The organism is Lacinutrix sp. (assembly GCF_037625555.1).
Classification (GTDB): Bacteria; Bacteroidota; Bacteroidia; order Flavobacteriales; family Flavobacteriaceae; genus Lacinutrix.
In genome coordinates, this window is sequence record NZ_JASJHV010000071.1 from 1 (window position 1) to 24,795 (window position 24,795).

The 24,795-nt window shown below is 30.5% G+C and carries 32 protein-coding genes and 1 tRNA gene; 20 read left to right on the forward strand and 13 right to left on the reverse strand.

Annotated elements, in window-relative coordinates; genetic code table 11:
- Window positions 1–251: 251 nt before the first annotated feature.
- Both QNK89_RS05825 and QNK89_RS05830 read left to right on the forward strand, forming a co-directional pair.
- Window positions 252–914 (forward strand): RNA methyltransferase, encoded by a 663-nt coding sequence (locus QNK89_RS05825; RefSeq protein WP_340170084.1) that lies wholly within the window; start codon window positions 252–254, stop codon window positions 912–914.
- 109 nt (window positions 915–1,023) lie between these two features.
- On the forward strand, window positions 1,024–1,377 hold the full coding sequence (locus QNK89_RS05830) for a VOC family protein (RefSeq protein ID WP_340170113.1): 354 nt from the start codon (window positions 1,024–1,026) through the stop codon (window positions 1,375–1,377).
- A gap of 25 nt (window positions 1,378–1,402) precedes the next feature.
- Here QNK89_RS05830 and QNK89_RS05835 read toward each other — a convergent pair whose 3' ends face one another.
- Window positions 1,403–2,197 (reverse strand): carboxypeptidase-like regulatory domain-containing protein, encoded by a 795-nt coding sequence (locus QNK89_RS05835; RefSeq protein ID WP_340170085.1) that lies wholly within the window; start codon window positions 2,195–2,197, stop codon window positions 1,403–1,405.
- Between the two features lie 254 nt (window positions 2,198–2,451).
- Window positions 2,452–4,320: a DEAD/DEAH box helicase gene (locus tag QNK89_RS05840; RefSeq protein WP_340170086.1), complete on the reverse strand. Its 1,869-nt coding sequence runs from the start codon at window positions 4,318–4,320 to the stop codon at window positions 2,452–2,454.
- Window positions 4,321–4,678: 358 nt separating this feature from the next.
- Here QNK89_RS05840 and QNK89_RS05845 point away from each other — a divergent pair, with 358 nt between their 5' ends.
- The gene (locus tag QNK89_RS05845; RefSeq protein ID WP_340170087.1) at window positions 4,679–5,164 is read left to right on the forward strand and encodes a hypothetical protein; all 486 of its coding nucleotides are present in this window, start codon (window positions 4,679–4,681) and stop codon (window positions 5,162–5,164) included.
- Between the two features lie 165 nt (window positions 5,165–5,329).
- Here QNK89_RS05845 and QNK89_RS05850 read toward each other — a convergent pair whose 3' ends face one another.
- Both QNK89_RS05850 and QNK89_RS05855 read right to left on the reverse strand, forming a co-directional pair.
- Complete coding sequence (locus QNK89_RS05850) at window positions 5,330–5,560, reverse strand: hypothetical protein (protein ID WP_340170088.1); 231 nt, start codon at window positions 5,558–5,560, stop codon at window positions 5,330–5,332.
- Between the two features lie 67 nt (window positions 5,561–5,627).
- Window positions 5,628–6,203: a non-canonical purine NTP diphosphatase gene (locus QNK89_RS05855; protein ID WP_340170089.1), complete on the reverse strand. Its 576-nt coding sequence runs from the start codon at window positions 6,201–6,203 to the stop codon at window positions 5,628–5,630.
- A 49-nt stretch (window positions 6,204–6,252) separates the two neighbouring features.
- On the opposite strand from QNK89_RS05855, the gene QNK89_RS05860 reads away from it, so the two are divergent.
- Entirely contained in the window at window positions 6,253–6,504 is a 252-nt protein-coding gene (locus tag QNK89_RS05860) for a hypothetical protein (protein ID WP_340170090.1), read from the forward strand.
- On the forward strand, window positions 6,479–6,979 hold the full coding sequence (locus QNK89_RS05865) for a hypothetical protein (RefSeq protein ID WP_340170091.1): 501 nt from the start codon (window positions 6,479–6,481) through the stop codon (window positions 6,977–6,979). Before QNK89_RS05860 ends, QNK89_RS05865 begins: the two co-directional genes overlap by 26 nt.
- Window position 6,980: 1 nt before the next feature.
- On the opposite strand, the gene rlmH is transcribed toward QNK89_RS05865, so the two are convergent.
- Together rlmH and QNK89_RS05875 are read right to left on the reverse strand one after the other, a co-directional pair.
- Window positions 6,981–7,454, reverse strand: coding sequence for a 23S rRNA (pseudouridine(1915)-N(3))-methyltransferase RlmH (gene rlmH, locus QNK89_RS05870; RefSeq protein WP_340170092.1), 474 nt, complete (start codon window positions 7,452–7,454; stop codon window positions 6,981–6,983).
- A 192-nt stretch (window positions 7,455–7,646) separates the two neighbouring features.
- Window positions 7,647–7,916 (reverse strand): hypothetical protein, encoded by a 270-nt coding sequence (locus QNK89_RS05875; RefSeq protein WP_340170093.1) that lies wholly within the window; start codon window positions 7,914–7,916, stop codon window positions 7,647–7,649.
- 99 nt (window positions 7,917–8,015) lie between these two features.
- On the opposite strand from QNK89_RS05875, the gene nadC reads away from it, so the two are divergent.
- Genes nadC through priA form a run of 4 tightly spaced genes read left to right on the forward strand, consistent with a single transcriptional unit; the run spans window position 8,016 to window position 12,804 of the window.
- Window positions 8,016–8,876, forward strand: a complete 861-nt coding sequence (gene nadC, locus QNK89_RS05880) for a carboxylating nicotinate-nucleotide diphosphorylase (protein WP_340170094.1) — start codon at window positions 8,016–8,018, stop codon at window positions 8,874–8,876.
- Window positions 8,876–9,886 carry a YihY/virulence factor BrkB family protein gene (locus QNK89_RS05885; RefSeq protein ID WP_340170095.1) on the forward strand — a complete coding sequence of 337 codons (1,011 nt, stop codon included), beginning with the start codon at window positions 8,876–8,878 and terminating at the stop codon, window positions 9,884–9,886. The genes nadC and QNK89_RS05885 overlap by 1 nt, the downstream gene beginning before the upstream one ends.
- A complete protein-coding gene (locus tag QNK89_RS05890) occupies window positions 9,879–10,304 on the forward strand; it encodes a DUF2147 domain-containing protein (RefSeq protein WP_340170096.1) in 426 nt (141 codons plus the stop codon). Before QNK89_RS05885 ends, QNK89_RS05890 begins: the two co-directional genes overlap by 8 nt.
- A 43-nt stretch (window positions 10,305–10,347) precedes the next feature.
- Entirely contained in the window at window positions 10,348–12,804 is a 2,457-nt protein-coding gene (priA, locus tag QNK89_RS05895) for a primosomal protein N' (protein ID WP_340170097.1), read from the forward strand.
- Window positions 12,805–12,873: 69 nt separating this feature from the next.
- Here priA and QNK89_RS05900 read toward each other — a convergent pair whose 3' ends face one another.
- Window positions 12,874–13,569 (reverse strand): LytTR family DNA-binding domain-containing protein, encoded by a 696-nt coding sequence (locus tag QNK89_RS05900; RefSeq protein WP_340170098.1) that lies wholly within the window; start codon window positions 13,567–13,569, stop codon window positions 12,874–12,876.
- 207 nt (window positions 13,570–13,776) lie between these two features.
- Here QNK89_RS05900 and rpsF point away from each other — a divergent pair, with 207 nt between their 5' ends.
- The 7 genes from rpsF to hisS all read left to right on the forward strand — a co-directional run bounded on the left by rpsF (window position 13,777) and on the right by hisS (window position 17,970).
- Window positions 13,777–14,115 carry a 30S ribosomal protein S6 gene (gene rpsF, locus QNK89_RS05905; RefSeq protein WP_340170099.1) on the forward strand — a complete coding sequence of 113 codons (339 nt, stop codon included), beginning with the start codon at window positions 13,777–13,779 and terminating at the stop codon, window positions 14,113–14,115.
- Entirely contained in the window at window positions 14,115–14,414 is a 300-nt protein-coding gene (gene rpsR / locus QNK89_RS05910; RefSeq protein WP_198520124.1) for a 30S ribosomal protein S18, read from the forward strand. The genes rpsF and rpsR overlap by 1 nt, the downstream gene beginning before the upstream one ends.
- A 13-nt stretch (window positions 14,415–14,427) precedes the next feature.
- Window positions 14,428–14,877, forward strand: a complete 450-nt coding sequence (gene rplI / locus QNK89_RS05915) for a 50S ribosomal protein L9 (RefSeq protein ID WP_340170100.1) — start codon at window positions 14,428–14,430, stop codon at window positions 14,875–14,877.
- Window positions 14,878–14,966: 89 nt separating this feature from the next.
- Window positions 14,967–15,725 carry a glycerophosphodiester phosphodiesterase family protein gene (locus QNK89_RS05920; RefSeq protein ID WP_340170101.1) on the forward strand — a complete coding sequence of 253 codons (759 nt, stop codon included), beginning with the start codon at window positions 14,967–14,969 and terminating at the stop codon, window positions 15,723–15,725.
- Window positions 15,726–15,730: 5 nt separating this feature from the next.
- The gene (locus QNK89_RS05925) at window positions 15,731–15,862 is read left to right on the forward strand and encodes a hypothetical protein (protein WP_340170102.1); all 132 of its coding nucleotides are present in this window, start codon (window positions 15,731–15,733) and stop codon (window positions 15,860–15,862) included.
- A gap of 39 nt (window positions 15,863–15,901) precedes the next feature.
- A complete protein-coding gene (locus tag QNK89_RS05930) occupies window positions 15,902–16,369 on the forward strand; it encodes a DUF6495 family protein (RefSeq protein ID WP_340170103.1) in 468 nt (155 codons plus the stop codon).
- A 218-nt stretch (window positions 16,370–16,587) separates the two neighbouring features.
- The gene (gene hisS, locus QNK89_RS05935) at window positions 16,588–17,970 is read left to right on the forward strand and encodes a histidine--tRNA ligase (RefSeq protein ID WP_340170104.1); all 1,383 of its coding nucleotides are present in this window, start codon (window positions 16,588–16,590) and stop codon (window positions 17,968–17,970) included.
- A gap of 60 nt (window positions 17,971–18,030) precedes the next feature.
- Here the strand turns inward: hisS and QNK89_RS05940 are convergent.
- Window positions 18,031–18,104 (reverse strand) — tRNA-Met (locus QNK89_RS05940).
- A gap of 141 nt (window positions 18,105–18,245) precedes the next feature.
- On the opposite strand from QNK89_RS05940, the gene QNK89_RS05945 reads away from it, so the two are divergent.
- Window positions 18,246–18,632 carry an START-like domain-containing protein gene (locus QNK89_RS05945; RefSeq protein ID WP_340170114.1) on the forward strand — a complete coding sequence of 129 codons (387 nt, stop codon included), beginning with the start codon at window positions 18,246–18,248 and terminating at the stop codon, window positions 18,630–18,632.
- 53 nt (window positions 18,633–18,685) lie between these two features.
- The gene (locus QNK89_RS05950; protein ID WP_340170105.1) at window positions 18,686–19,528 is read left to right on the forward strand and encodes an aminotransferase class IV; all 843 of its coding nucleotides are present in this window, start codon (window positions 18,686–18,688) and stop codon (window positions 19,526–19,528) included.
- Here QNK89_RS05950 and QNK89_RS05955 read toward each other — a convergent pair.
- The 5 genes from QNK89_RS05955 to QNK89_RS05975 form a co-directional block, all read right to left on the reverse strand.
- Window positions 19,525–20,085, reverse strand: a complete 561-nt coding sequence (locus QNK89_RS05955) for a YqgE/AlgH family protein (RefSeq protein ID WP_340170106.1) — start codon at window positions 20,083–20,085, stop codon at window positions 19,525–19,527. The two genes, QNK89_RS05950 and QNK89_RS05955, sit on opposite strands and share 4 nt — an antisense overlap.
- Before the next feature lie 135 nt (window positions 20,086–20,220).
- Window positions 20,221–20,493 carry an HU family DNA-binding protein gene (locus QNK89_RS05960; RefSeq protein WP_340170107.1) on the reverse strand — a complete coding sequence of 91 codons (273 nt, stop codon included), beginning with the start codon at window positions 20,491–20,493 and terminating at the stop codon, window positions 20,221–20,223.
- Between the two features lie 193 nt (window positions 20,494–20,686).
- On the reverse strand, window positions 20,687–21,643 hold the full coding sequence (gene fmt, locus QNK89_RS05965; protein WP_340170108.1) for a methionyl-tRNA formyltransferase: 957 nt from the start codon (window positions 21,641–21,643) through the stop codon (window positions 20,687–20,689).
- Window positions 21,643–23,544 carry an ATP-dependent DNA helicase RecQ gene (locus QNK89_RS05970; RefSeq protein ID WP_340170109.1) on the reverse strand — a complete coding sequence of 634 codons (1,902 nt, stop codon included), beginning with the start codon at window positions 23,542–23,544 and terminating at the stop codon, window positions 21,643–21,645. Before QNK89_RS05970 ends, fmt begins: the two co-directional genes overlap by 1 nt.
- Complete coding sequence (locus QNK89_RS05975) at window positions 23,544–24,086, reverse strand: ATP-binding protein (RefSeq protein ID WP_340170110.1); 543 nt, start codon at window positions 24,084–24,086, stop codon at window positions 23,544–23,546. Before QNK89_RS05975 ends, QNK89_RS05970 begins: the two co-directional genes overlap by 1 nt.
- A gap of 92 nt (window positions 24,087–24,178) precedes the next feature.
- Here QNK89_RS05975 and QNK89_RS05980 point away from each other — a divergent pair, with 92 nt between their 5' ends.
- Together QNK89_RS05980 and QNK89_RS05985 are read left to right on the forward strand one after the other, a co-directional pair.
- Window positions 24,179–24,472, forward strand: a complete 294-nt coding sequence (locus tag QNK89_RS05980; RefSeq protein WP_340170111.1) for a DUF493 family protein — start codon at window positions 24,179–24,181, stop codon at window positions 24,470–24,472.
- Between the two features lie 78 nt (window positions 24,473–24,550).
- The coding region (locus QNK89_RS05985; protein WP_340170112.1) for a DUF4290 domain-containing protein at window positions 24,551–24,795 on the forward strand (245 nt) is incomplete at its 3' end.

Consider the following 24,795-nt stretch of genomic DNA (forward strand, 5'->3'; position numbering starts at 1 on the left):
ATGTTTTAAGGCCACTTTCGGCACTCATTCCAGCTCCAGTAAGTACAACTATATGTTTCATGTCTATTTTATTGTAGTTGCTTGATGTTTTTAAGAAACCATTTTTAAACGCTTTAGTTTTTGAATATACGTTTCATTTAATATAAATCTTACGTGATAAAGTTAATGTTATTTCTTTTATCATTACGTTCAAAAAAAATATAGATTTTAAAATTTAAACCTTTTGTAATTGGTTTTTTTATTTTTACAGTATGATTGATATTAAACTTCTAGAGCATCTTGAAACATTTCTTACAGAGCATAGGTTAGAGCGTTTTCACAACGTAATAGATAAGCGTACAAAATTCTTTACAGTAGCCACAGAGGACGTTTATCAATTGCATAATACAAGTGCAGTAATACGTAGTTGCGATGTATTTGGCATCCAGGAAGTAAACATTGTAGAAGAGACCAATACAAAACGTATAGATCGAGAAATAGCTATGGGAGCACAAAAGTGGGTAGATTTAAATAGATACCAATCTATAAAATCCTGTATAAAAGATTTAAAAAGTAAAGGCTATCAAATTGTTGCTACAACACCACATACAGACGATTGCGACTTACATGATTTTGATGTAACAAAGAAGTCTTGTTTTTTCTTTGGAAGAGAAACTGAAGGCCTTTCGGAAGAGGTCTTGAAAGAGGCTGATGTTTTTATGAAAATTCCTATGGTAGGTTTTACAGAGAGTTTAAACATATCTGTATCTGCAGCTATTATTTTACAGCATGTAACGACAAAGTTGAAGAAAATAGATATTCAATGGCAACTTACCGAGAACGAAAAACTAGAAAAACGTCTTGATTGGTGTAAGAAGACTATTAAGAGCTATGCTGATATTATTGAGCGCTATTATGAGATTAATAAAAAATAATTTTTAAACCGTTAACTTATTCTGCTTTTTTACTCATAAAATTTAAAAAAACACTATATTTATTTTAATTCAAAATTAATAATTATGGAAAAATAATTTAATTAGTTGGATAGAGATTACTGTAACCAACATGTATCGTGCAAAAGATTTTTACGAATCTGTTTTTAATATAGAGGTAAAGTTAGAAGATTTTCAAGGCGTTCATATGGGTTGGTTTCCAATGGATGATAAAAAGCCAGGAGCTTCTGGAGCTTTAGTACTTAATGAAGCCTATATACCAAGTAAAACTAAAGGTGTTTTAATATACTTTAACTCTATTAATATAGATAAACATTTAGAGCAAGTTGTAAAAAGTGGTGGAGAAATAATTCAAAATTTCACAGAGATTTCACCAGAAATTGGTGCGATGGGATTATTTATTGATACTGAAGGTAATAGGATAGCATTATATTCACATCCCTAATGAGTACTAAAAAATAATATTGTGCTTATTTCTTCCTGTCACGACTTAAAACCTTGTATTCTTCATAACATTGGCTAATGGCATCTAGCATTTGAAGGTCGTTGGCTTTATTTATAAAATCTTTAGAGTAATTACATTGAGATACAATCTCATCTAAATCTACCTTAGTAATTTGTAATAATACCATAAGTGTTTCTCTATCGAATCTAGAAGCAAGAAGGTTTCTAATTTCGTCGTCTTTTTTCATTTGTTTAAGCTTTTTAAGCTCGGTACCTTTTCTACTAAAGGTATTATATAAAAAATCTAACGGATTAAATATAGAACCTAAAACTTTACTTATTTTACTAGATGATTTGTTATTACCAGCTTCATAACCAGAACTTAAACCAGAAATACTGTAACGGTAATTAGTGTTTATTTGTACTTGTTTAATGTCTATTTCTAAATAACCCGTAAGTTTTAAATCGTTTACAACTACTTCTTCTAGAGCAAGTGCTAATTCTGTTAAAGTAATTTTAGAGCTTCCAAATTTTAACCAATCGTTAGTAACACGAACTTTAATAGACTTGTAACCAATATAAGTTAAGTGTAATGTGTCATTAACTTTTGCCTTTAATGTAAACTCACCATTATCGTTTGTAGTAGTACCAATAACCTGGTTTAGGTTAACAATATTTACACTCTCAATTGGAGCGTTAGTTTGAGAATCTATAATAACACCTTCTACGCTATCTTTATTTGGCGTATTTTTAGTATCACCATCTTGTGCATAACCAAAAGAGGAACTTATTAATAGGAATAAGATTAAAAGGTGCTTCATTTATTTTAAATGAGCATAAAAGTACTAAACAAATTTTATTTTGTACCCTCATAACTCTTTATTTGACTAAAAATTAACAAAAAGGTTTAAATTATATATTCATCTTTGTCAAAAATTACTCTATGAAATTTAAGTTGTTATTACTACTTGCATTATTCTTCTCAATGACTTCTATTCAAGCTCAAAACGAGGCAGCTATTTGGTATTTTGGATTAAGAGATAATAAAAAATCCCAATTGGGATTTTTTATTTATTTAATCTTTTCTTCTAGAACGACCAGATCTTGAGTGGGTTGTTTTAAACTCACTTTTATCTCTATCTCCAGAATCACTTCTTCTAGAGCGTCTAGGTCTATCATCACTTCCGCGTCTTCTGTCGCTTCTGTTTTCTCCAGAACCTTCGCTACGTCTTCCGCTTGAGCGTCTGTCTCCACCACCAGAGCGACTTCTATCTCCACCGTTTCCGCCATCACGACGTCTTCCACCACCAGAGTTTCCACGACCACGACCACCACGACTTGGTTTATCTTCAGTAATTTCAACGTTAACAAAACGACCTTCATGTTTAAAGTCTGTAAAGAAGGCTAATACTTTTTCTTGATGTTCTTTTTCGGTATTAAAGAAAGAGAACGTGTCTTTACAATCTACTTTAAAAACATCATCACGACCTAACTCTAAAACTTCTTTTAAGAAATCCTTTAATTTCATCCAATCGAAACCATCTTTCTCACCAACGTTAATAAAGTAACGTGCTGCGCTTCCGCTAGATTGACGACCACTGTCTCTGCCAGAATCTCCAGCAGCAAGATTTAAGTTCTTAGATTTTTGATAGTAATTAAAGAAACGTGTAAACTCTACAGAGAAGAATTTTTTAATTAATTCTTCTTTTGAAGTTTCTTCAAACAAGCTATTAATATCTTCTAAGTATTTATCAATTTCATGATTAATTTCTGTATTGTGAATCTTATTTGCTAAAGACATTAATTGTACTTCGCAAATAGCCATTCCGTTAGGAATTTCTTTTAATTCAAATTTCTTATTAATAATACGTTCGATACTTTTTAATCTACGGACTTCACTTTTAGAAACAATAACCATAGAAACACCAGTTTTACCAGCACGACCAGTTCTACCAGAACGGTGTGTGTAGGTTTCTATTTCATCACTTAATTGGTAATTAATAACGTGAGTAATATCGTCTACATCAATACCACGAGCAGCAACATCTGTTGCAACAAGCATTTGTATTTGACGTGTTCTAAATTGCTTCATCACGATATCTCGCTGATTCTGACTTAAATCTCCATGAAGTGCTCCAGCGCTATAACCATCTTCTATTAATTGCTCTGCAACTTTTTGTGTATCGCGTTTTGTTCTACAAAAAATAACCGAAAATATATCTGGATTAGCATCTGCTAAACGTTTTAAAGCTTGGTATCGATCACGAGCGTTTACTAAATAGTATTCGTGCGATACTGTATCTGTACTTTGGTTTTTATGTCCTACAGTAATTTCCTGAGGATCATTCATAAATTTTCTTGCAATCGTAGCTACCTCTTTAGGCATTGTTGCAGAAAATAACCATGTGTTTTTATCGTCTGGTGTTCCAGAAAGAATATCTGTAATATCCTCCTTGAAACCCATGTTTAGCATTTCATCTGCCTCATCTAAAACCGAATATTGGATTTTAGTGATATCTACTAATCTTCTGCTAATCATATCTTTCATACGACCAGGAGTGGCTACAATTACTTGCGCTCCACGTTTTACTTCACGTGCTTGGTCTGTAATACTAGATCCACCATAAATGGCAACCACGTTCAAACCTTTACAATATTTACCGTAAGCTTTCATTTCGTTTGCAATTTGCAAACAAAGCTCACGAGTAGGAGAGAGTATTAAACCTTGAGTAGTACGACTATCCATATCAATTTTTTGCAACATTGGAAAACCGAATGCAGCAGTTTTTCCAGTTCCAGTTTGTGCTAAGGCAACTAAATCTGTTTCTTGTTCTAATAAAATTGGGATTGCTTTTTCTTGTACTTCAGATGGTGTTTCGAAACCTAAATCTGTAATACCTTTTAATAGTTCTTCGTTAAGACCTAAATCTTGGAATGTGCTCATTCTTTTGTTATGTATTTCAATGTCAATCTATTTTGGTGTTACAAATAGAAGCGCATTGAACATACTTAACCTAAAACTTCTAGTAACACATCCTCTCTCTGAGGAGTCAATTTAATTAACGCTTTTGCGTTTTCAATGTGCAAAGGTAAGTAATAATATTAGATATTCAATTTTTGATAAATATGTCTTTATTTTGGGCGCTTTAACACGCTATTCAATATATCTTTTTTTGCCATATATGGCAGCAAAAAAAGGATGCCGTTGCTATCGTTAACGCGAACTCTGCAAATAGTAGATTTTGCAGGTAATTATTTTTTAAAACTAATAATTATTAAATTGCTGCCAAAATAAAACACTTATGAAAAAAATATTTTTTATACTATTTCTATTAACCATAGGTCTTAATGTACAAGCTCAAGAATCTGCAGAAGAAAAAGCATCAAGAGCAACGCAACTCATGTCCGAAAAAGTAGAAATGGAAGTGGATATAGCACTTTTCACCTCTGTGTCTCCTAATACTTATGTTTCAGAATTTCCAAAAGGTGTTATTATGGCCATGAAAGTGCCAGAAAGTTATGAAACTTCAAAAAAGAAAATAAATGAAGAGCTTATAAGTTCTGGAAAATTTAATGTTACAGACAGAAGAGAAAAAACCATTAATGGTGTAAAAGTTCTTTATATGGAAGGCACCTCTGTAGCAGAAGGCGTTACTTTAAATAATAAAATATATTGTATTGAAATAGATGATAAAACTTGCTTTGTGTTTTTTGGTATGCTAGAAGTAGATGCAGATGCTAAATATGCAAAAGCAATTACAGATGCAGCAGCTTCTGTAATTAAATAGTAAAAAAGAGTATTCTATAAAAAAAAATCTAGCATATCGCTGGATTTTTTTTGTGCTTAATATTTAAATTATTTTAAGTTTTCTATTTAAGAGAACTAAATTTAGTTTTTTAGTTTATTCCCACATCAAGGACAGTAATTTATTTTAATAATTGATGATCCTCCATCATGAATTGGGATACCATAAGTTCCATTTTCTCATTACAACATCTCTATTTTCTGTTTCAATTTCTCCATGTGCATCCAGACTTTCAAAAATTCTTGAAGCCATTGTAATACAACAAAATTGCGAAAAATCAAATTCAGCTTTTAATAAATCATCTTTTAAAGTCCATTCAAAATAATCCTTGTTTTCATGTAATAACTCCATGTATAAATCATATTCATGAGGTTTCATTATTTCCTTTTTATCTAAATGGTTTAAAAAGGTTTTATGTAAAATTTTGAATTTTTCTAAATTCATTTTAAAGACTGTTTAAATAGTTTACTAATATAGTTATTGCTTTCCCACGATGTCCAATCTCATTTTTTAGTTTTAAATCTATTTCAGCAAACGTTTTATTGTAACCATTTGGTAAAAATATTGGGTCGTAGCCAAAACCTTTATCTCCTTTTTTATCTTGGGTTATTTCACCTTTACAAATACCAGTAAATGTTTCTAATTTGCCATTTAAATGTAAAGCAACAACTGTTTTAAATTGTGCGTTTCGGTTAGGTTTATCTTTTAAGTTATTAAGTAATAACTCCATATTATCGTTAGCATCGCGTTTTGGTCCTGCATATCTTGCAGAGAAAACACCTGGTTCGTTATTTAAAGGCTCAACTTCTAAACCTGTATCGTCTGCAAAGCAATCGTAGCCATAATGTGCTTTTATGTATTCTGCTTTTTGGATTGCGTTACCTTTAATCGTGTTTTTGGTTTCTGGAACGTCTTCAAAACAACCAATATCTTTTAAACTTAATAGTTTTATATGTTGCGGTATTAAAGATTGTACTTCTTTTATTTTATTTGGGTTGTTGGTAGCGAATACGAGTTGCATGATTTGGTATAATTAATGTAATTTAGCTTGAGAAACAAAAATAGTTTTAATGAAACAAATAGTATGTCTTTTTATTCTTCTTTTTTCGGTTTTTACTTTTTCGCAAGACAATAAAAAAGAACGAATTTATGAGTTCGATTATTTTTTAGAGTATTCAAGTACTGGAGGAGAGTTTTCAGCTAATAGTAGAGAATATTTAGAGCATACTACAAAATATTTTAAGCTAATTTATTATAAAGACAATAGTTATACTATTACTTTAAGTGATGTAGGTAATGATTCACTATCTGTTTTTTTTTAGTCATTTTAATAATATTTATTCAATAGGAAGAATTCTAAAAACTGATTTTGTTAAATCAGATACTTTAGATTCTAAATGTGCTTATAAGAATCATATTAATGATAATTATTTTATCAAGTCTCAAAGAAATCAACATAAATTCAAACTAAATTATCATAAGTTAAAAGATACAGTTGTTAACGGTAAAGCATGGGTTAAATATGGCATTATTAGCGAAAGGAAATTGAAAAGAGGGAAGATAGATTTGGATAAGTTTTTAGTAATTGAAAAAAACAAGAATTTTAAAAAGCCTAATTTTGATGCTCATTTAAAACTGGAGCAATGGAATAGAAGTAAAATTAATATTCAAGGAGTAGTTGTGTATAAAATGTATAAAATGAAAAGCAATAAATTCAAACTAAAGGATTGGGAAATAACACTGGAAAATAAGTCACCTTTTAAGAAAGTTCTTAAAGTAAATCTAAACTGTGATTAACTTATCGATGATGATAAGGTTCATTCTTTAAAATAGTAAAACCTCGATATAACTGCTCAATTACAAATAAACGCACCATCTGGTGAGAAAACGTCATTTTAGAAAACGAAATTTTGCTTCGAGCTTTACTGTAAACTTCTTCACTAAAACCATAAGGACCACCAATAACAAACACAAGCTGTTTAATACCAGAATTCATATGTTTTTGTAAATAGTTAGAAAAGCTAACACTATCGTGTTGTTTCCCATTTTCGTCTAACAAAATTAAAACATCTGTTGCACTTAACTTATTTAAAATAAGTTCGCCTTCCTTTTGTTTCTGCTGTGTTTCACTTAAGTTTTTTACTTTTTTAAGATCAGGTATAATTTCTAAATTAAACTTAATATAAAAGCCTAAACGTTTTTTATAGTCTTCTATTAACGCTTGAAGTTGTTTATTATCGGTTTTGCCTATGGCAATGAGTTTAATGGTCATTTAAAATTACTAATCAATTATTTTTTTTTTCAAAAATAGTGGAAATAATTCTTTTAAGTTTAGGGTAATCCCATAACAATAAATAAATGTTTGCCAATAGCATTAAACTAACAATAAAAGGCGTTCCTATAAAATGTAAAGAGGTTTCTATAATTAGTATATTAATTACTATAGGAAAATAAATTAACGCACCTAAAAAAGGGTTCTTGGTATAATTAATAATAAAGCCACAAGGTGTTGCATGAAACCAAGAAAATTCCAATAAAAACCAGTACGAAATAGTGCTTCAAAGAAAAAACCTATAGTATTGTCCATAGGAAGTAATGTAAATCTATTTCCTAATAGTTTTGTAAAACCAGATGGAATAAAAGCGATGGCAAGTAAAACACGCATAAACCAAGTAAAAATTTTAAATAACTTTAATTTGTAAATACTACTGTAGAATTCTTCAAATTGAATCATAAGACTGGTTTAGTATTATTACGATTAACATTAAATGTTGTTACATTTCCGTTGTATTATTATAAAATCAATTCTTATTTTAGCACAAAGTATTTTTCTATGATATCAAAAGAACAATTTAATAAAGAAATAGAACTAATAATAGCTAATGCCATTCGCGAAGACTTTGGTGATGGAGACCACAGTTCGCTATCATGTATTCCAGCAAGTGCTCAAGGTAAAGCAAAGCTTTTAGTAAAAGACGATGGTAGAATAGCAGGAGTAGAGTTTGCAAAGCAAGTGTTTGCATATGTAGATCCTAACATGAAAGTCGAAGCGCTTATAGAAGATGGCAGTAAAGTAAATTATGGCGACATTGTTTTTTATGTTACTGGAGCATCGCAATCTATCTTAAAAGCAGAACGAATAGTACTTAACGCCATGCAACGTATGAGTGCAATTGCAACTAAAACAAAACTGTTTGTAGATTTATTAGAAGGTACAGGAACAAAAATTTTGGATACTAGAAAAACAACTCCAGGCATTCGTGCATTAGAAAAATGGGCAGTAAAAATTGGAGGAGGAGAAAACCACAGATTTGCTTTGTATGATATGATTATGCTTAAAGATAACCATATTGATTTTGCAGGAGGCATTACAAAAGCCATTAAAAAAACACAACAGTATTTAAAAGAAACCAATCGCGATTTAAAAATAATAGTAGAAGCTAGAGATTTAAACGAAATTGAAGAAATTCTTAAAACCGAAGGTGTTTATAGAATTTTAATAGACAACTTTAATTACGAAGATACCAGAAAAGCAGTAAAACTTATTGGAGACAAATGTCTAACTGAAAGTTCAGGAGGCATTAACGAAAAAACCATAAGAGATTATGCACTTTGTGGAGTAGATTATATTTCGTCTGGAGCATTAACACATTCTGTTTATAATTTAGACCTTAGCTTAAAAGCTGTAGATTAATGCCAGAGACTTCAAAAGAGGAATTATTAGATGAAATAATTGTTGAAGAGCAATTAACAGAACAGCAATTAAAACAAAAGTTGCTTAAAATTCCTGTGCTTAATATTCTTATTAAATTATTAAGTAAAGTTAAGTTGCCAGGTTTAGAAGGATTATCGCTTTACGATTTGTTAGAACTATACGTTATAGGCATTGCAAAAGGCACACTAACAGCTCGTGCAAGCGCTATAGCTTATAGTTTTTTTACAGCTTTTTTTCCTTTTTTATTGTTTATTATTATAATTATTCCTAGTATTCCAATGGACGGATTCGAGGAAGAGTTTTTACATTTTTTAGAATCTGTTTTACCACCAACAACTACAGATTTTTTTCATGAAAATATTTTCGATACTCTAAAAGAAGGTAATAGTAACAGTGGTTTATTATCTACAGTATTAGTGGTAGCTATTTTTTTAATGACTAATGGTGTAAATGCTTTATTTTCTGGTTTTGAAAACTCTTATCACCAGCAATTAACACGTAACGCATTTAAACAATATTTTTATGCCATGGGAGTTGCTTTAATTTTATCTTTACTCTTAATTTTAACAGTTGTAGTTTTGGGTTATTTTCAAATTTTTGTTGTGGATAACACTTTGGAGTTCTTTAAAGAATATGGTTACGAATCTAGAAGAAAATCAGATTTTTGGGCCAATGTAGCACAATATGCATTCTTTGTAATAATCACCTTTTTTGCAACAGCCACATTATATTACTTAGGTACACGAGAAGGAAGGAAAACTAAGTTTTTCTCAATTGGAGCATTGTTTACAACGCTTTTAATAATGTTAACTTCTTATTTGTTTGGTATTTATATAGAAAATTTTTCTCGCTATAATGAACTTTATGGTTCCATTGGAGCCTTATTAATTTTACTATTTTATCTCTGGCTAAACGCCAATATTTTATTGCTTGGTTTTGAGTTAAATATGTCTCTAATGAATTTAAGAAAGCAACAAGTAAATGAATAAAAACGCACTAATTTTATTGCTATTATTTTCCTTTTCAGGATATGCTCAAGATATTTTTGGACAATGGACAACAGTAGATGATGAAACAAAAGAAAAAAAATCTATAGTAGAAATTTATAAAAGAGATGATAAGGTTTATGGTAAAATTATAGAGATATTCGATGCTTCGAAAAGAGATTTGCCATGTGTTTTCTGCTCTGGTGAAGATTATAATAAGCCAGTTTTAGGTTTAGAAATAATTAAAAACATAAAAAAAGATGGTGACTATTATAAAAAAGGGACCATAATAAATCCAGAAAACGGAAAAACTTATAAACTAAGATTAACTTTAGAAGAAGACAATAATAACCTACTTCAAGTAAGAGGTTACATTAGTTTTTTCTATCAAACACAATATTGGGAACGCGTTATTCAATAAATAATAATCTAATACCCTAAAATCGAGTAATCCAACAATCGAATTGAACCATTTCATAGACGTTATATTAGCCATTCCGCTTGAAAGAATGTTTACTTACAGCATTACAAAAGCTGAATCTGAGTTTTTGCAAGTTGGTATGCGTGTGTCTGTACCTTTTGGGAAAACTAAAATTCAAACAGGTTTAGTTGGTGCAATTCATACCAATGCACCACAAATTTATGAAGCGAAAGAGATTCATCAAATTCTAGACGAAAAGTCAATTGTAACTTCAAAGCAATTAGAGTTTTGGCAATGGATTGCAAAATATTACATGTGTACCGTTGGAGAAGTTATGCGAGCAGCATTACCGAACGCATTTATTTTAGAAAGTGAAACACTAATTAGTAGAAACTTAAAAAAAGAAATAAAAGATACAGATTTAAAAGATGATGAATATCTTGTTTTTGAAGCTTTGCATCTTCAATCAACATTAAAGATTCAAGAAATTTCTAATATTCTCGACAAAAAAAATGTGCTTCCTGTAATAAAGCGATTAATAGAAAAGGAAGTTATATTATTACAAGAAGAAATCTACGATAAATACAAACCTAAATATGTAAGGTTTGTAAAATTGCAAGTAGAATATACTAACGAAGTTGGTTTACATCAATTATTAGATGATTTAAGCAGAGCCGAAAAGCAAAGACAAGTCGTTATTACCTTGTTTTCTATTTCTGCAAAAACTAAGAAACCAATTAAAGTAAAAGAATTAGTAGCGCAGAGTGGAAGCTCTACGGCAATTATAAAGGCGTTAATCGATAAAGGTGTTTTAGAGGAATATCATATCCAAACAGATAGAATACAATATGATGAAACTGACAAAAATGAAGACTCTAAGACTTTAAACAAATATCAGACCTTAGCACTCAATCAAATTGAAGATTCTTTTAAAACACAAAATGTCACATTACTTCATGGTATTACTTCTTCAGGTAAAACTGAAGTTTATGTAAAGCTAATAGAACAAGTTTTAGAAAAAGGAAAACAGGTACTATATTTATTACCTGAAATAGCCCTAACAACACAATTAGTTACACGATTACAAAACTATTTTGGAGAACAAGTAGCTGTTTTTCATAGTAAATACTCTGCTCATGAACGTGTTGAAGTATATAATCATGTTTTGGGTAATTCCGCGAAAGCGAAAATAATTTTAGGAGCACGTTCGTCTATATTTTTACCATTTCGCGATTTAGGATTAATAATTGTGGACGAGGAGCACGAACAGTCTTTTAAACAATTTGATCCTGCTCCACGTTACCACGCAAGAGACGCAGCAGTTGTTTTGGCACATTTGCATCAAGCAAAAACAGTCTTAGGTAGCGCGACACCTAGTTTGGAGAGCTACAATAACGCTTTAGAAAAAAAATACGGATTAGTAGAAATTAATCGTCGTTATAATAATGTACAGCAACCAGAAATTGAGTTGGTGGATATTGCAGATAAGCATAAAAAGAAACGCATGAAAGGTCATTTTAGCGATAGAATGATTGAAGAAATAAATGATGCTTTAGAAGAAGGTTATCAAGTGATTTTATTTCAAAATAGAAGAGGCTATTCGCCAATTGTAGAATGTAATACTTGTGGTCACTCGCCTCAATGTCCAAATTGTGATGTAAGTTTAACATACCATCAATATAGAAAACAATTGCGTTGTCATTATTGCGGGCATAATAGTGCCATGTTACAAAAATGTATGGCTTGTGGCACATCTAATTTAGACACTAAAGGCTTTGGAACAGAGCAAATAGAGGCTGAAGCAAAAACACTATTTTCAAAGGCAAATGTTGCGAGAATGGATTTAGATACTACTCGTGGAAAATATGGCTACGAGAAGATTATTACAGCACTAGAACAACAAGAAATAGATATTTTAGTTGGTACACAAATGCTTACTAAAGGTTTAGATTTTAGAAACGTTAAATTAGTAGGTGTTATGAATGCAGATAATTTACTCAATTTTCCAGATTTTAGAGCTCATGAACGTAGTTTTCAATTGATGCTTCAAGTATCTGGACGTGCAGGAAGAACTAAAAAACGTGGAAAGGTTTTAATACAAACATACAATCCCTATCATAAAATTTTACAGCAAGTCTCTACAAACGATTATCTAGGTATGTTTAAAGAACAATTACAAGAGCGTCACGATTTTAAATATCCACCTTATTTTAGGTTAATTAAAGTAATACTTAAGCATAGAGATTATAATAAAGTAGAGACAGCAAGCGAGTGGTTTGCAAAATCGTTGAGACAAGTATTTAAAGCAAATGTATTAGGTCCAGAGTTTCCGCCAGTATCTCGTGTTAGAAATCAGTATTTAAAGCATATCTTAATTAAAATACCACAACCGCAGTCTTTGGCAAAAACAAAAGAAGCGATAATGAAAATAAATTCTAGTTTTGAAGCTGTTGGTGCTTTTAAAGGTGTTCGTGTTATTTTAAATGTAGATAATTATTAATTTTAAAACTATTAAAAAATCCTACCGTCACGAGGTAGGATTTTTCTGCTATTAACCAAATTTACTCTGTTAGATGTTATTTAGTGCATCAACAAGCATGGTTTTTTTATTCCTACTTAAAGGAATTTTATAATGGCCAACTTCAACATTTTTACTGTTAAAACTGTCTACTTTGTCTAAGTTTACAATGTAAGATTTGTGGATTCTTAAAAATTTACCGTCTGATAGCTCTACTTCAAAAGCTTTCATTGTAGATAATACAACTAAAGAAGTTTCTCCTGTTACCAATTTTACATAGTCACCAAGTGCTTCAATCCACTTAATGTCTTTGATATATACTTTATATTTTTTAAGGTTGCTTTTTACAAAAATGTGCTCACCTTCTGTTTCGTTAAAGTCTAATTTAAGTTTGTGCTGCTCTAAAGCTTTACCTACTGCTTGATTAAAACGCTCTCGCGTTATTGGTTTTTGTAGATAATCTGTAGCGTCATAATTAAAAGCTTTAAAAGCGTATTCTGTTGTTACTGTAACAAAAATAATTTGAGGCTTATTGTTTAATACATCCAAAAGTTCGAAACCATTAAGCACAGGCATTTCTATATCCAAAAAGATAAGATCCACCTTATAGGTGTTTAAGCCATTTTTTGTCTCTAAAGCACTGTCATACTGGGCAATAAGGTTTAGCGAACTATTGCTCTCTATCAATTTAACAATTGAAAGTCTTTGTATTGCTGAATCATCAACAACTACACAATTTAGAGTCATAGGTTTGTGTATTTGGGTTTATTATCGACAATGTTACAAAAATTTCGGATTAAAACCAAAAAACATCGCTTAAATGTAATTTTTAACATTATTAATGCATTTAATCGAATGGATTTATATGTCTTTAATTAAATTAGAAAACAATTGTGTGTGTTAATAAAAAGACTTATTTTTGCACTCATTTTTAACACAATAAAATAGATTTTTATGAATCATTATGAAACTGTTTTCATCTTAAATCCCGTTTTATCTGAAACTCAGATAAAGGAAACAGTACAGAAGTATGAAGAATTTCTTACTAGTAGAGGAGCAAAGATGGTATCCAAAGAAGATTGGGGCTTAAAGAAGTTAGCTTACCCAATTCAAAACAAAAAAAGTGGTTTTTACCACCTATTTGAGTACACCGTAGACGGTGAACACATTAATCCTTTAGAAGTAGAGTTTAGACGTGATGAGCGTTTTATGCGTTACTTAACTGTAGCTTTAGACAAGCACGCGATCTCGTGGGCAGAAAGAAGAAGAGTTAAACTTAAACAAAAAGCGTAATTATGGCATCTATAGAGCAACAAGCAAAAGGAAAGAAAGAAGGTGAAATTAGATATTTAACGCCTTTAAATATTGATACGAACAAACAGAAAAAATACTGTCGTTTCAAGAAATCTGGAATCAAGTATGTAGATTACAAGAATCCAGACTGGTTAATAGGTTTTATCAACGAGCAAGGTAAAATTTTACCAAGACGTTTAACAGGAACTTCTTTAAAATACCAAAGAAAAGTATCTGTAGCTGTAAAAAGAGCGCGTCACTTAGCTTTATTACCTTATGTAACAGATTTATTAAAATAAAATTATCATAACAATGGAACTTATATTAAAACAAGACGTTGAAAATTTAGGATTTAAAGACGATGTTGTAACGGTTAAGAACGGTTATGGTAGAAACTTTTTAATTCCTACAGGTCACGCTGTATTAGCTACATCTTCTGCAAAGAAAGTATTAGCCGAAAACTTAAAACAACGTGCATTTAAAGAAAAGAAAGAAATCGAAGATGCAACAGCAATTGCTGAAGCTATTAAAGGTTTAGAGATAAAAATTGCTTCAAAAACTGGTCAAGGAGACAAGTTATTTGGTTCTGTAAATAACATTAATGTTGCAGAAGCATTAGAAAAAGAAGGTCATGCAATTGATAAAAAATTCATCTCAGTAGTAGGTGGAAACGTTAAGCGTTTAGGGAAGTATGATGCTTCTGTACGTATACACAGATCAGTATCAGCAGACATTCAGTTTGAGGTTGTAGCGCAAGCTTAAGATTTAAATCACATAATACTAAACCGTTTGGAGCTTCTCTAAACGGTTTTTTTAATTTTAATTTTTACGCTTTCGCGGAATTACTTTATATGAAACATTTATATTTAATACTCATAGTGGTCTTTTTTGTGTCTTGCAAGAAAGAGGCTTCTAATACTTTACCTTCAACTGAAGCTGAAGTACAAACTATTAAAAAGTCAGTTTTATTAGAAACTTTTAAATACAAGCCTAATGCAACTCCTATAATAAGTGTTCATCGTGGAGGAAAAATCATAAAAAACTACCCAGAAAACTGCTTAGAAACATTACAATACGTAAACGATAGTATTTCTGCTTTTTACGAAATTGATGTTGCACAAACTAAGGATAATAAGTTAGTTCTCTTACACGATAATAGTTTAGAGCGTACTACAACTGGAACAGGTAAATTAATAAATTATACCTACCAAGAATTACTTTCTATCAATCTGAAGGATGATTTTGGTAACGAAACTGCTTTTAAAATTCCATTATTTAAAAATGTTTTAAGATGGGCAAAAACAAACAACGTAGTATTAACTGTAGATATAAAACGTAGTGTGGCTATAGAAGCTATTATAGATACTATTAGAGAGGAAAACGTTAAGGATGTTTGTATTATTATTACTTACAGTTTAGAACAAGCCAAAAAAGCATATAGTTATGCGCCAGAATTATTATTATCCGTTTCGGCCAGAAATGAAAAAGAATTAAATTGGTTACTGAATTCTAATATTCCTAAAGAAAACATGTTAGCATTCACAGGAACACGTTTGTCTTCAAATAGTTTTTATAATAAAGTACATAGTCATGGAATAAAAACCATTTAAGAATATTGGGAAATTTAGACAAACAAGCAGAATCAAAAGGTGATAAGCCTTATAAAATTTGGTACAATAACGGAATAGATGTTTTTGCAACAGATAGACCTTTTGCAACAGCTGTAGCATTAAATATTAAAAAATAAAATAATCTGTATTTATAGATATATTAAAAATTTATAAAAATGAAATATTCTAGACTCACAAAAGAACAATTTGAAGAATTACACCAAGAATTTATTAATTTTTTAGCAACACAATCAATTACAGGAGACGAGTGGGCTAATTTAAAAGAAAATAAACCCGAACTTGCAGAAGTAGAATTAGATGTTTTTAGTGATTTAATATGGGAAGGCGTGTTAAACCAAACTAAATATTTAGAGCATATCTCACCAAAAGATATTCATCTATTTGCTTTAAATGAAGACCATATGCATTTAATAGGCATAAAAGTTAAAGAGGAAATAGATTTAAATACAACTGAAGGTTTTAATTGGTTAAGAGCAAATTTAATGCATGATAATGTTGAGTTTGTACAAGCAAGAAAAGACTATACCGAAGATAAAAATTTAGATAAGTTTACATTAATTCAACAAGGATCGCATATTACAAAAGGCGAGTTGTACGAGTATATGCATAAACTTATAAATTAATTTATTGTCATTGAGCTTAGGCATTACCTGGCAATTTATTTTTTAACTATATTTAAAAAGATTGCCTCGTTCCTCGCATTAACAATTTTTATTATATTTTTGTTATTCCTGCGAAGGCAGTAATCCATTTAAAAGTAACGTCATTTCGAGTGATTTGTTTTGCATAATCAAATTTTATCTAGAAGACATATAAAAAGCCCTTTTTTAAAGGAAATATTATGGCACAAAAACCAAGCATACCAAAAGGAACAAGAGATTTTAATCCAGAACAAGTTGCAAAACGCAACTATATTTTTAGTACTATAAAAGCTCAGTTTCAAACTTTTGGTTTTCAGCCTATAGAAACGCCTAGCTTCGAGAATAGTGATACGTTAATGGGAAAGTATGGTGAAGAAGGTGATCGTTTAATTTTTAAAATTTTAAATAGTGGTGATTACTTATCTAAATTAAGTGAAGACTTGTTTTTCGAGAAAAACAGTAGTAAGATTATAGCTCAAATCTCAGAAAAAGCCTTGCGCTACGACCTAACTGTACCTTTCGCACGCTACGTTGTACAACACCAAAACGAAATAGATTTTCCATTTAAGCGCTACCAAATGCAACCTGTTTGGAGAGCAGATAGACCACAAAAAGGTCGTTTTAGAGAGTTTTACCAATGCGATGCAGATGTTGTTGGTAGCAATTCACTTTGGCAAGAAGTAGAGTTTATTCAACTTTACGATACTATTTTTACATCTTTAGGTTTAAAAGGCACAATCATAAAAATTAATAACCGTAAAATATTATCTGGTATTGCAGAAGTAATTAGAGCAAGCGATAAACTTATCGATTTTACTGTGGCTTTAGATAAATTAGACAAAATAGGAGAGGAGAAGGTAAAAGAAGAAATGTTAGGTAAAGGTATTCCGAAAAGCGGTATTGATAAACTACAACCGTTATTTTCTTTATCTGGAAATTTTGAATCTCAAATAGAAAGCTTAAAAGGTATTTTGAGTACTTCAGAAGAAGGAAAAAAAGGTATTGAAGAATTGGACTTTATAAATAATGCGATTAATTCACTTGGTTTAAAAACAGCTAATTTACAATTAGATATTACACTTGCACGTGGATTAAACTATTACACAGGAGCAATTTTTGAAGTCTCTGCTCCAGACGGTGTTAAAATGGGCTCTATTGGTGGAGGAGGTCGATACGATGACTTAACTGGTGTTTTTGGCTTAAAAAATGTTAGTGGTGTAGGTGTAAGTTTTGGTTTAGATCGCATTTATTTAGTACTCGAAGAATTAGGTTTATTTCCAGAAACCATTTCAAAAAGTACAGAAGTTATGTTTATTAACTTTGGAGATAAAGAAGCTTTATTTTGCTTAAAAGCAATTAAAACGTTGCGTGAAGCTGGAATTAATGCAGAACTGCATCCAGATAAAATCACAAATGGAAAGCATATGAAAAAACAAATGAATTATGCTAATAAGCGTAGTATTCCATTTGTAGTTCTTGTTGGCGGAGAAGAGATGAATAAGAGTATTTATACGTTAAAGGATATGAAATCTGGAGAGCAAATAAAAGTGCCTTTAGATGCACTAATTAATTTAGTAAAATAATAAGGTATAATTAAAAATTAAAAATCCTGATAGCTGCTGCTTTCAGGATTTTTTCATTTGTAGCGAGAACGGGGCACGATCCCGTGACCTCCGAGTTATGAATCCGACGCTCTAACCAGCTGAGCTACCTCGCCATAATTTTAATGAGTGCAAATATAAAAACAAATTTAAACAGAGCAAACATAAATGCTAATAAAAATATTTATTTAATTTATTTTCAAAACTTATTAATTAATGTATATATTGGAAACATAATATATATAGATAATCTACAAATGGACGAAAAAGTAAAATACGAAATGGAGTTCCCAATACATGCCTCACCTTCATTGCTTTACCAATATATTTCTACACCTTCAGGTTTGTCTGAGTGGTATGCAGATAATGTAAACTTTAGAGGTGAACTTTTTAAGTTTATTTGGGATGGAGCAGAAGAGCAAGCTAAATTATTAACAAAAAAGAATGGAGAGCGTATTAAATTTCGTTGGCTAGAAGATGAAGGAGAGTCTTATTATTTTGAAATTAGAATACAAGTAGACGAAATTACAAAGGATGTATCTATTATGGTTACAGATTTTGCAGAAGAAGATGAAGTAGAGGAAGGTAAAATGCTTTGGGAAAATCAAATCTCAGATTTAAAACAAGTACTAGGCTCAGCTTAAAAAAATACATTTTTTAAACTTATATTTTTGCTGAAGAAATTCAGTACTTTTTTATGATAAATATTAACGGGAATTTTAGCGACAATAATAGAGTATTAATACCAGAAAACCGAGGCTACAGTTATGGAGATGCTTTATTTGAAACCATAAAATTTTCTCATGGCAAAATACTATTTCTTGAAGATCATTACTTTAGATTAATGGCCTCTATGCGCATTATGCGAATGGAAATACCAATGTCTTTTACTATGGAGTTTATTGAAGCAGAAATACTAAAAACCATAGATAAGAATAACTTAACAAAAGCATCTGTAAGAGTTAAAATGCAAATACATAGAAATAGTGGTGGTCTATATTTGCCAACTAATAAGGATGTTACTTTTATTATATCTGTAAATGCACTAGACAATGATTTTTATTTATTAGAAGATGAATCTTACGAGGTTGATTTATTTAAAGACTTTTATGTTGCTCCAGGACTGTTATCTACTCTAAAAACAAATAATAAGGCTATAAATGTTGTAGGAAGTATATTTGCTAAAGAAAACGATCTAGATAATTGCTTATTGTTAAACACCAATAAGAATGTTGTAGAAGCTTTAAATGGAAATGTTTTTCTTGTAAAAGGTTCCGTAATAAAAACGCCTCCACTACTAGATGGTTGTTTAAAAGGAATTATGAGGCAGCAAATTATTAATATTTTAGAGTTATTACCAGACTACAGTTTAGTGGAAGATTCTATTTCTCCATTCGAGCTTCAAAAAGCAGACGAGCTATTTATTACCAACATAATCCAAGGTATTCAGCCAATTAAAAAATATAGAAAAAAGACATTTAAAACAGAAGTTAGTAAATTATTACTTCAAAAAATAAATGTAAAAATAAGATTAAGCTAATTATAACTTGGGTTTTCTGGTGCGTTAGACCATATACTATAATTACCACCAAGTTCTACCATTTTTTCTTTCCAGAAAAACTCATAGTCTTTTTCGATAATAGATTTTTTGTAGCTGTTTTTTGTAACGACCCAAGCGTTAGATTTTAATTCTTCCTCGAGTTGGTTAATTTCCCATCCAGAATATCCTAAAAAGAATTTTATTTCTTTTTCTGTTATTTTACCTTCCATAATTAGTTTAGAAACTTCACTAAAATCACCTCCCCAAAAAATACCTAAAGAAATTTCAATGCTATTTGGTATAAGTTCTGGGACTTTATGGATAAAATAGAGGTTATCCTGTTCTACAGGACCACCATTGTAAATTTTAAATGGTGCATCTATTTCTGGTATTAAATCGCTTATAGTAAAGTCTAAAGGTTTGTTTAATATAAAACCTATAGAACTCTCTGCTGAATGATCTGTTAATAAAACAATAGAGCGATTAAAAGATAAATCACCAATTATTGATTGTTCTGCAATTAACAAATCTCCTTTTTTTGGCTTGGTTAAAATCATATAAAAGATAAATTAATATAATAAATGTAAACTTTATTTATTTAAAAACCAATAGTTTTAAAAGGTTTATGGTAGTTTTCTAACTAAAAAAGCCTTCTATAAAGAAGACTTTTTTTAAGTTATAATGGAGTAAAATTAGTTTACTGCACTAGCTAAATCAGATCCAGCTTTAAACTTAACAACGTTTTTAGCTTTTATTTTGATTGTCTTTCCTGTTTGAGGATTTCTTCCGTCTCTTGCAGCTCTTTTAGAAACTGACCAAGATCCAAATCCTACTAATGAAACTCTGTCACCTTTTTGTAAAGCACCTTCAATTTCAATTAACGCACATTCTAAAGCTTTCTTTGAAGCTGCTTTAGTAATTCCTGCGTGTGCTGCCATAGCATCGATTAAATTTGTTTTGTTCATTATTTTAATTTTAATTATTAATAAATAGTTGGTAAACAATATTTTTGTTAAACTCTCTACAAATTTATACGGATTATGCTACTATGCAAGTAATAGCAAGGGAAATACCATAATTTGTTGATAACTTCGAGCATTTGTTAATAAAGATGGCTGTTTTTTGGATGTTTTTAGCTTTTATAGCGTCCATAAGGCTTTAGAGCATTTTAGCTTCAGTTTCAAAAGTGTACCCATTTAAAAGCGATTTTACATCCATAGTTCGCTTTCCAGGAAGTTTAATATCTAATATTTTTATGTAACCTTCAGTTATTGCAACTTTTACTTCTTTTTTGGTAGAAATAATGGTTCCGGTTTTTAGAGTATGTTCTATTATTTCTTTTTCAGCGGTATATATTTTAACATCTAATAAGTTATTAGCATTAACAAGTTGACACCAAGCAACAGGATAAGGACTTAAACCACGAATTTTATTGTAAATAGTGTCTATAGATGCTGTCCAATCTATTTTGCAGTTCTCCTTATTTAATTTGTATGCTGTTCTTGAAATAGCATTTTTTGGTTGTGGAGTGGTCTCTACAGTTCCTTTAGAGATCGCTTTTACAGTTTTAAGGACAAGATTCCTTCCTAAGTACATTAATTTATCATGAAGGCTTCCTGCGTTCTCTTTTGCTTCAATATTTATTTCTTCTTGAAAAATCATTTCACCAGTATCTATTTTTTCATCTATAAAAAAAGTAGATACTCCAGTTTTCTTCTCTCCATTTATAATTGCCCAGTTAATAGGTGCTGCTCCACGATAGTTTGGTAATAGGGAGGCATGTAAATTAAATGTGCCAAATTCTGGCATTTGCCAAACAACTTTTGGAAGCATTCTAAAAGCGACTATTATTTGTAAATTGGCATTTAAGCTTTTTAATTCTTCTAAAAAGGCTTCACTTTTTAAATTAGTAGGTTGTAAAATGTTAAGACCTTTAGTTTCTGCGTATTGTTTTACGGCACTTTTATTTAATTTTCTGCCGCGACCAGCAGGTTTATCTGGTGCAGTAATTACACCTACTATATTATACTCATTCTCTAATAAAGTATCTAAAATGGTAACAGCAAATTCTGGTGTTCCCATAAATACAATTTTTAAGTCTCTTTTTTTATTCATTATGTATGTGATAGTTTGTATGTGTTAGTATCTGTAATACTAATAATATTGTGTTCAATTAACTCTTTCAATTGGTTATTAATACTTTCTTCGGAATAGCTAAGTTGTTTGTACAATGCTCTAGATGATAGATGGCAATACTCTAATGCTTGAATAATTTCTTTTTTAATTGTTCCAGAGTCTACCTTTTTTGAAGGCTTTCTAGTAATACAAACAGAACAGACACCACAATTTAAAATATTGGTTTCTTCAAAATAGGAGAGTAGTTGTTTGCTTTTACAAATGTCATTATTATTAGAATACTCTAAAACAGAAAGCACTTGTTTTTGTTTTAATGCATTTTGTTGTTTAATTACTTTAGCTATCCTATTTATGGTATTGTCATCTTCTCTTGGAACCAAATAGGTAATTTGCACATCTGTCTTAGAATGTTTTAAGTTTATTATTTCTGCTTTTTCTAATCGTCTTAATGCATCAATTATTTTATCTTCATTAATATTGGCTTTTTCTGCCATTAATGTGGTGTTAATTTTTGTTTCCTGCTCGAAAGCTCCACCATACGTTCTTAAAATAGATTTTACAATAATGCTAATATCTGGATGCGTTTCTAAATAGCTAAACAGCACATTATTAGTAACAGTAAACAATACTGTTGTTCTGTTATTAAATTGTTTAGATAAGGTAATAATACTAGTTCTATCTAATACAAGTATAGCGTTATAGGCTAATAGTGTATTAAAACCGTAGGTTTTACAAAATTTATTAAAATTAAAATCGAAAGCTTGTTCTTGGCCTTCACCATATGGAACTTGAAAACAACTACTTAGTTTTCTGTAAATTTGTTTTATAAAGTGAACATCTGGAAGTACTTTTAAAAACTGATTTTCTACTAACAAATCGTCACTTTTGTTTTTTAATATAACGGCATAAGCTTTGTTTCCATCGCGTCCTGCACGTCCTGCTTCTTGAAAATAACTTTCTAAATTTTCTGGTAAATTTAAATGTATAACAGTTTTTACATCTGGTTTATCAATTCCCATTCCAAAAGCGTTTGTAGCAACCATAACCTGCTTTTGGTTACTCATCCAGCTATTTATAGCATTATCTTTTTCGGTATTACTTAATCCACCATGGTAATAAGTAGCAGTAAAGCCATTGCTTTCTAAGAAGTTGGAAATATCTTGAGTTGCTTTTCTATTGCGTACATAAACAATAGAACTGGCTTTGTTTTTTGTTAATATGGCTTTAAGTCTAAACCGTTTATCTTCTTCTGCAAAGGTCATGTATGCCAAATTAGGTCTTAAAAACGATTGCCTAAAAACTTTTGGACTAATAAAATCTAGTGCTGCAATAATGTCTTCAACTACTTCTGGAGTTGCAGTAGCAGTTAAAGCTATAATATTTACTGTAGGTTGTAGCTCTCTAAGTTTAACAATATTTTTATAGCTTGGTCTAAAGTCGTTTCCCCATTGGCTAATACAGTGCGCTTCGTCTACTGCTATAAGATTAACATTCATTTGTCTTATACGATCCTGAACTATATCTTGTTTTAAACGTTCTGGTGAAAGGTATAAAAATTTATAGTTGCCATATATGCAATTATCTAGACGTGTATCTAGTTCTTTATAAGATATGCCACTCGTTAATACCATAGCTTTAATACCTTTGTTTTGTAGTGCTTGTACTTGGTCTTTCATTAAAGCAACTAAAGGTGAAATAACTATGCAAATTCCTTCTTTTGCAAGCGCAGGAATTTGAAAACAAACAGATTTTCCACCACCAGTTGGCAGTAAGGCAAAGGTGTCTTCTCCTTCTAAAACAGAGTTAATTATCTCTTCTTGTAGGGGCCTAAATGAAGTGAATTTCCAATAACGTTCTAATATGTTAATGGGATGATTCACTAAAGTGCTTTTACTACGTCTATAATATGGTCTGCTCGTGCTTCAACAGAACCAAAAGGGACATCTCTTAAATTGTAGCCATATTTTGTATAGGTTTCTAAAAGTTTTTCATGTATTTCTTGGGCTTGATCAAAATTCTCGTAACGTTCACTATCGCTAGTAAAAATATCTTGCCAAGGCGCTAAAATAAAAACAGAATCGTATTTGTATTTTTCGCAAGCTTCATAGAAAAAATCGGGATAGGTATCACCTTTAAAATCCATGTAAGCAGAAATGTCTGGAATGCCTCTGTCTAAAAAAACAAATTCGTTATTACTTTCTAGGGCATCTTTATATTGCTCAATCCTTCCTTCTAAAAGCGTTTCGCTAAATTGTATAGGATTGGTAATAAATAGCTGTTCAATTCCTTTTTCTCGGGCTTTTAGAATGACTTCTCTTGATATCTCTTCAGAACAAGTTAAACCTCTTTTGGTTAACTCATTTATTATAGACGTTTTTCCACTTCCTGGTCCTCCAGTAATTACTATTGTTTTTGTATTCAATTATGGTACGATTTTAGTTGCAAAATTCGTAATAAAAAAGGTATAAAAAAAATGCAATGGATAACTTATATTTGCAATCTATAATTTGAGACATGAGCAAAGAACAAAATCAAGAAGAATTTTACACTAAACTAAAAGAGCAATTATTAGATACTACACTATGGCCTTCTGAGTATTTATATAAATTTATTGTTAAAACAAACGCAGATAAAATTGAAAGTATTGAAGCTATTTTTAATCATCTAGGTGCTGTTATAGTTAATAAAGAGTCTAGTAATGCAAAATACACTAGCATCTCTATTAATGTAAGACTAAAAAACCCAGACGCTGTTATTGCAAAATACATTGAAGTATCAGAAAAAATTGATGGTGTAATTTCTTTATAATTATTACGTTATACTTAAACAATTTTGTATTTTGCGAAAGCATAGATTCTACAATGCAACACTAAATTCTACACAATTTTGACTTTAATAGACGACATAGAGTATAATACAGAACGTGAACATTTAATTATTCCAGAATATGGAAGGCACGTTCAAAAAATGGTGAATTTCGCCAAATCAAGAGAAACAAAAGAGGAGCGCAATAAAGTAGCAAAGGCTATTATCGCTGTAATGGGTAATTTACAACCTCATTTACGCGATGTGCCAGATTTTCAGCATAAGCTTTGGGATCAATTATTTATCATGTCTAAATTTGAATTAGA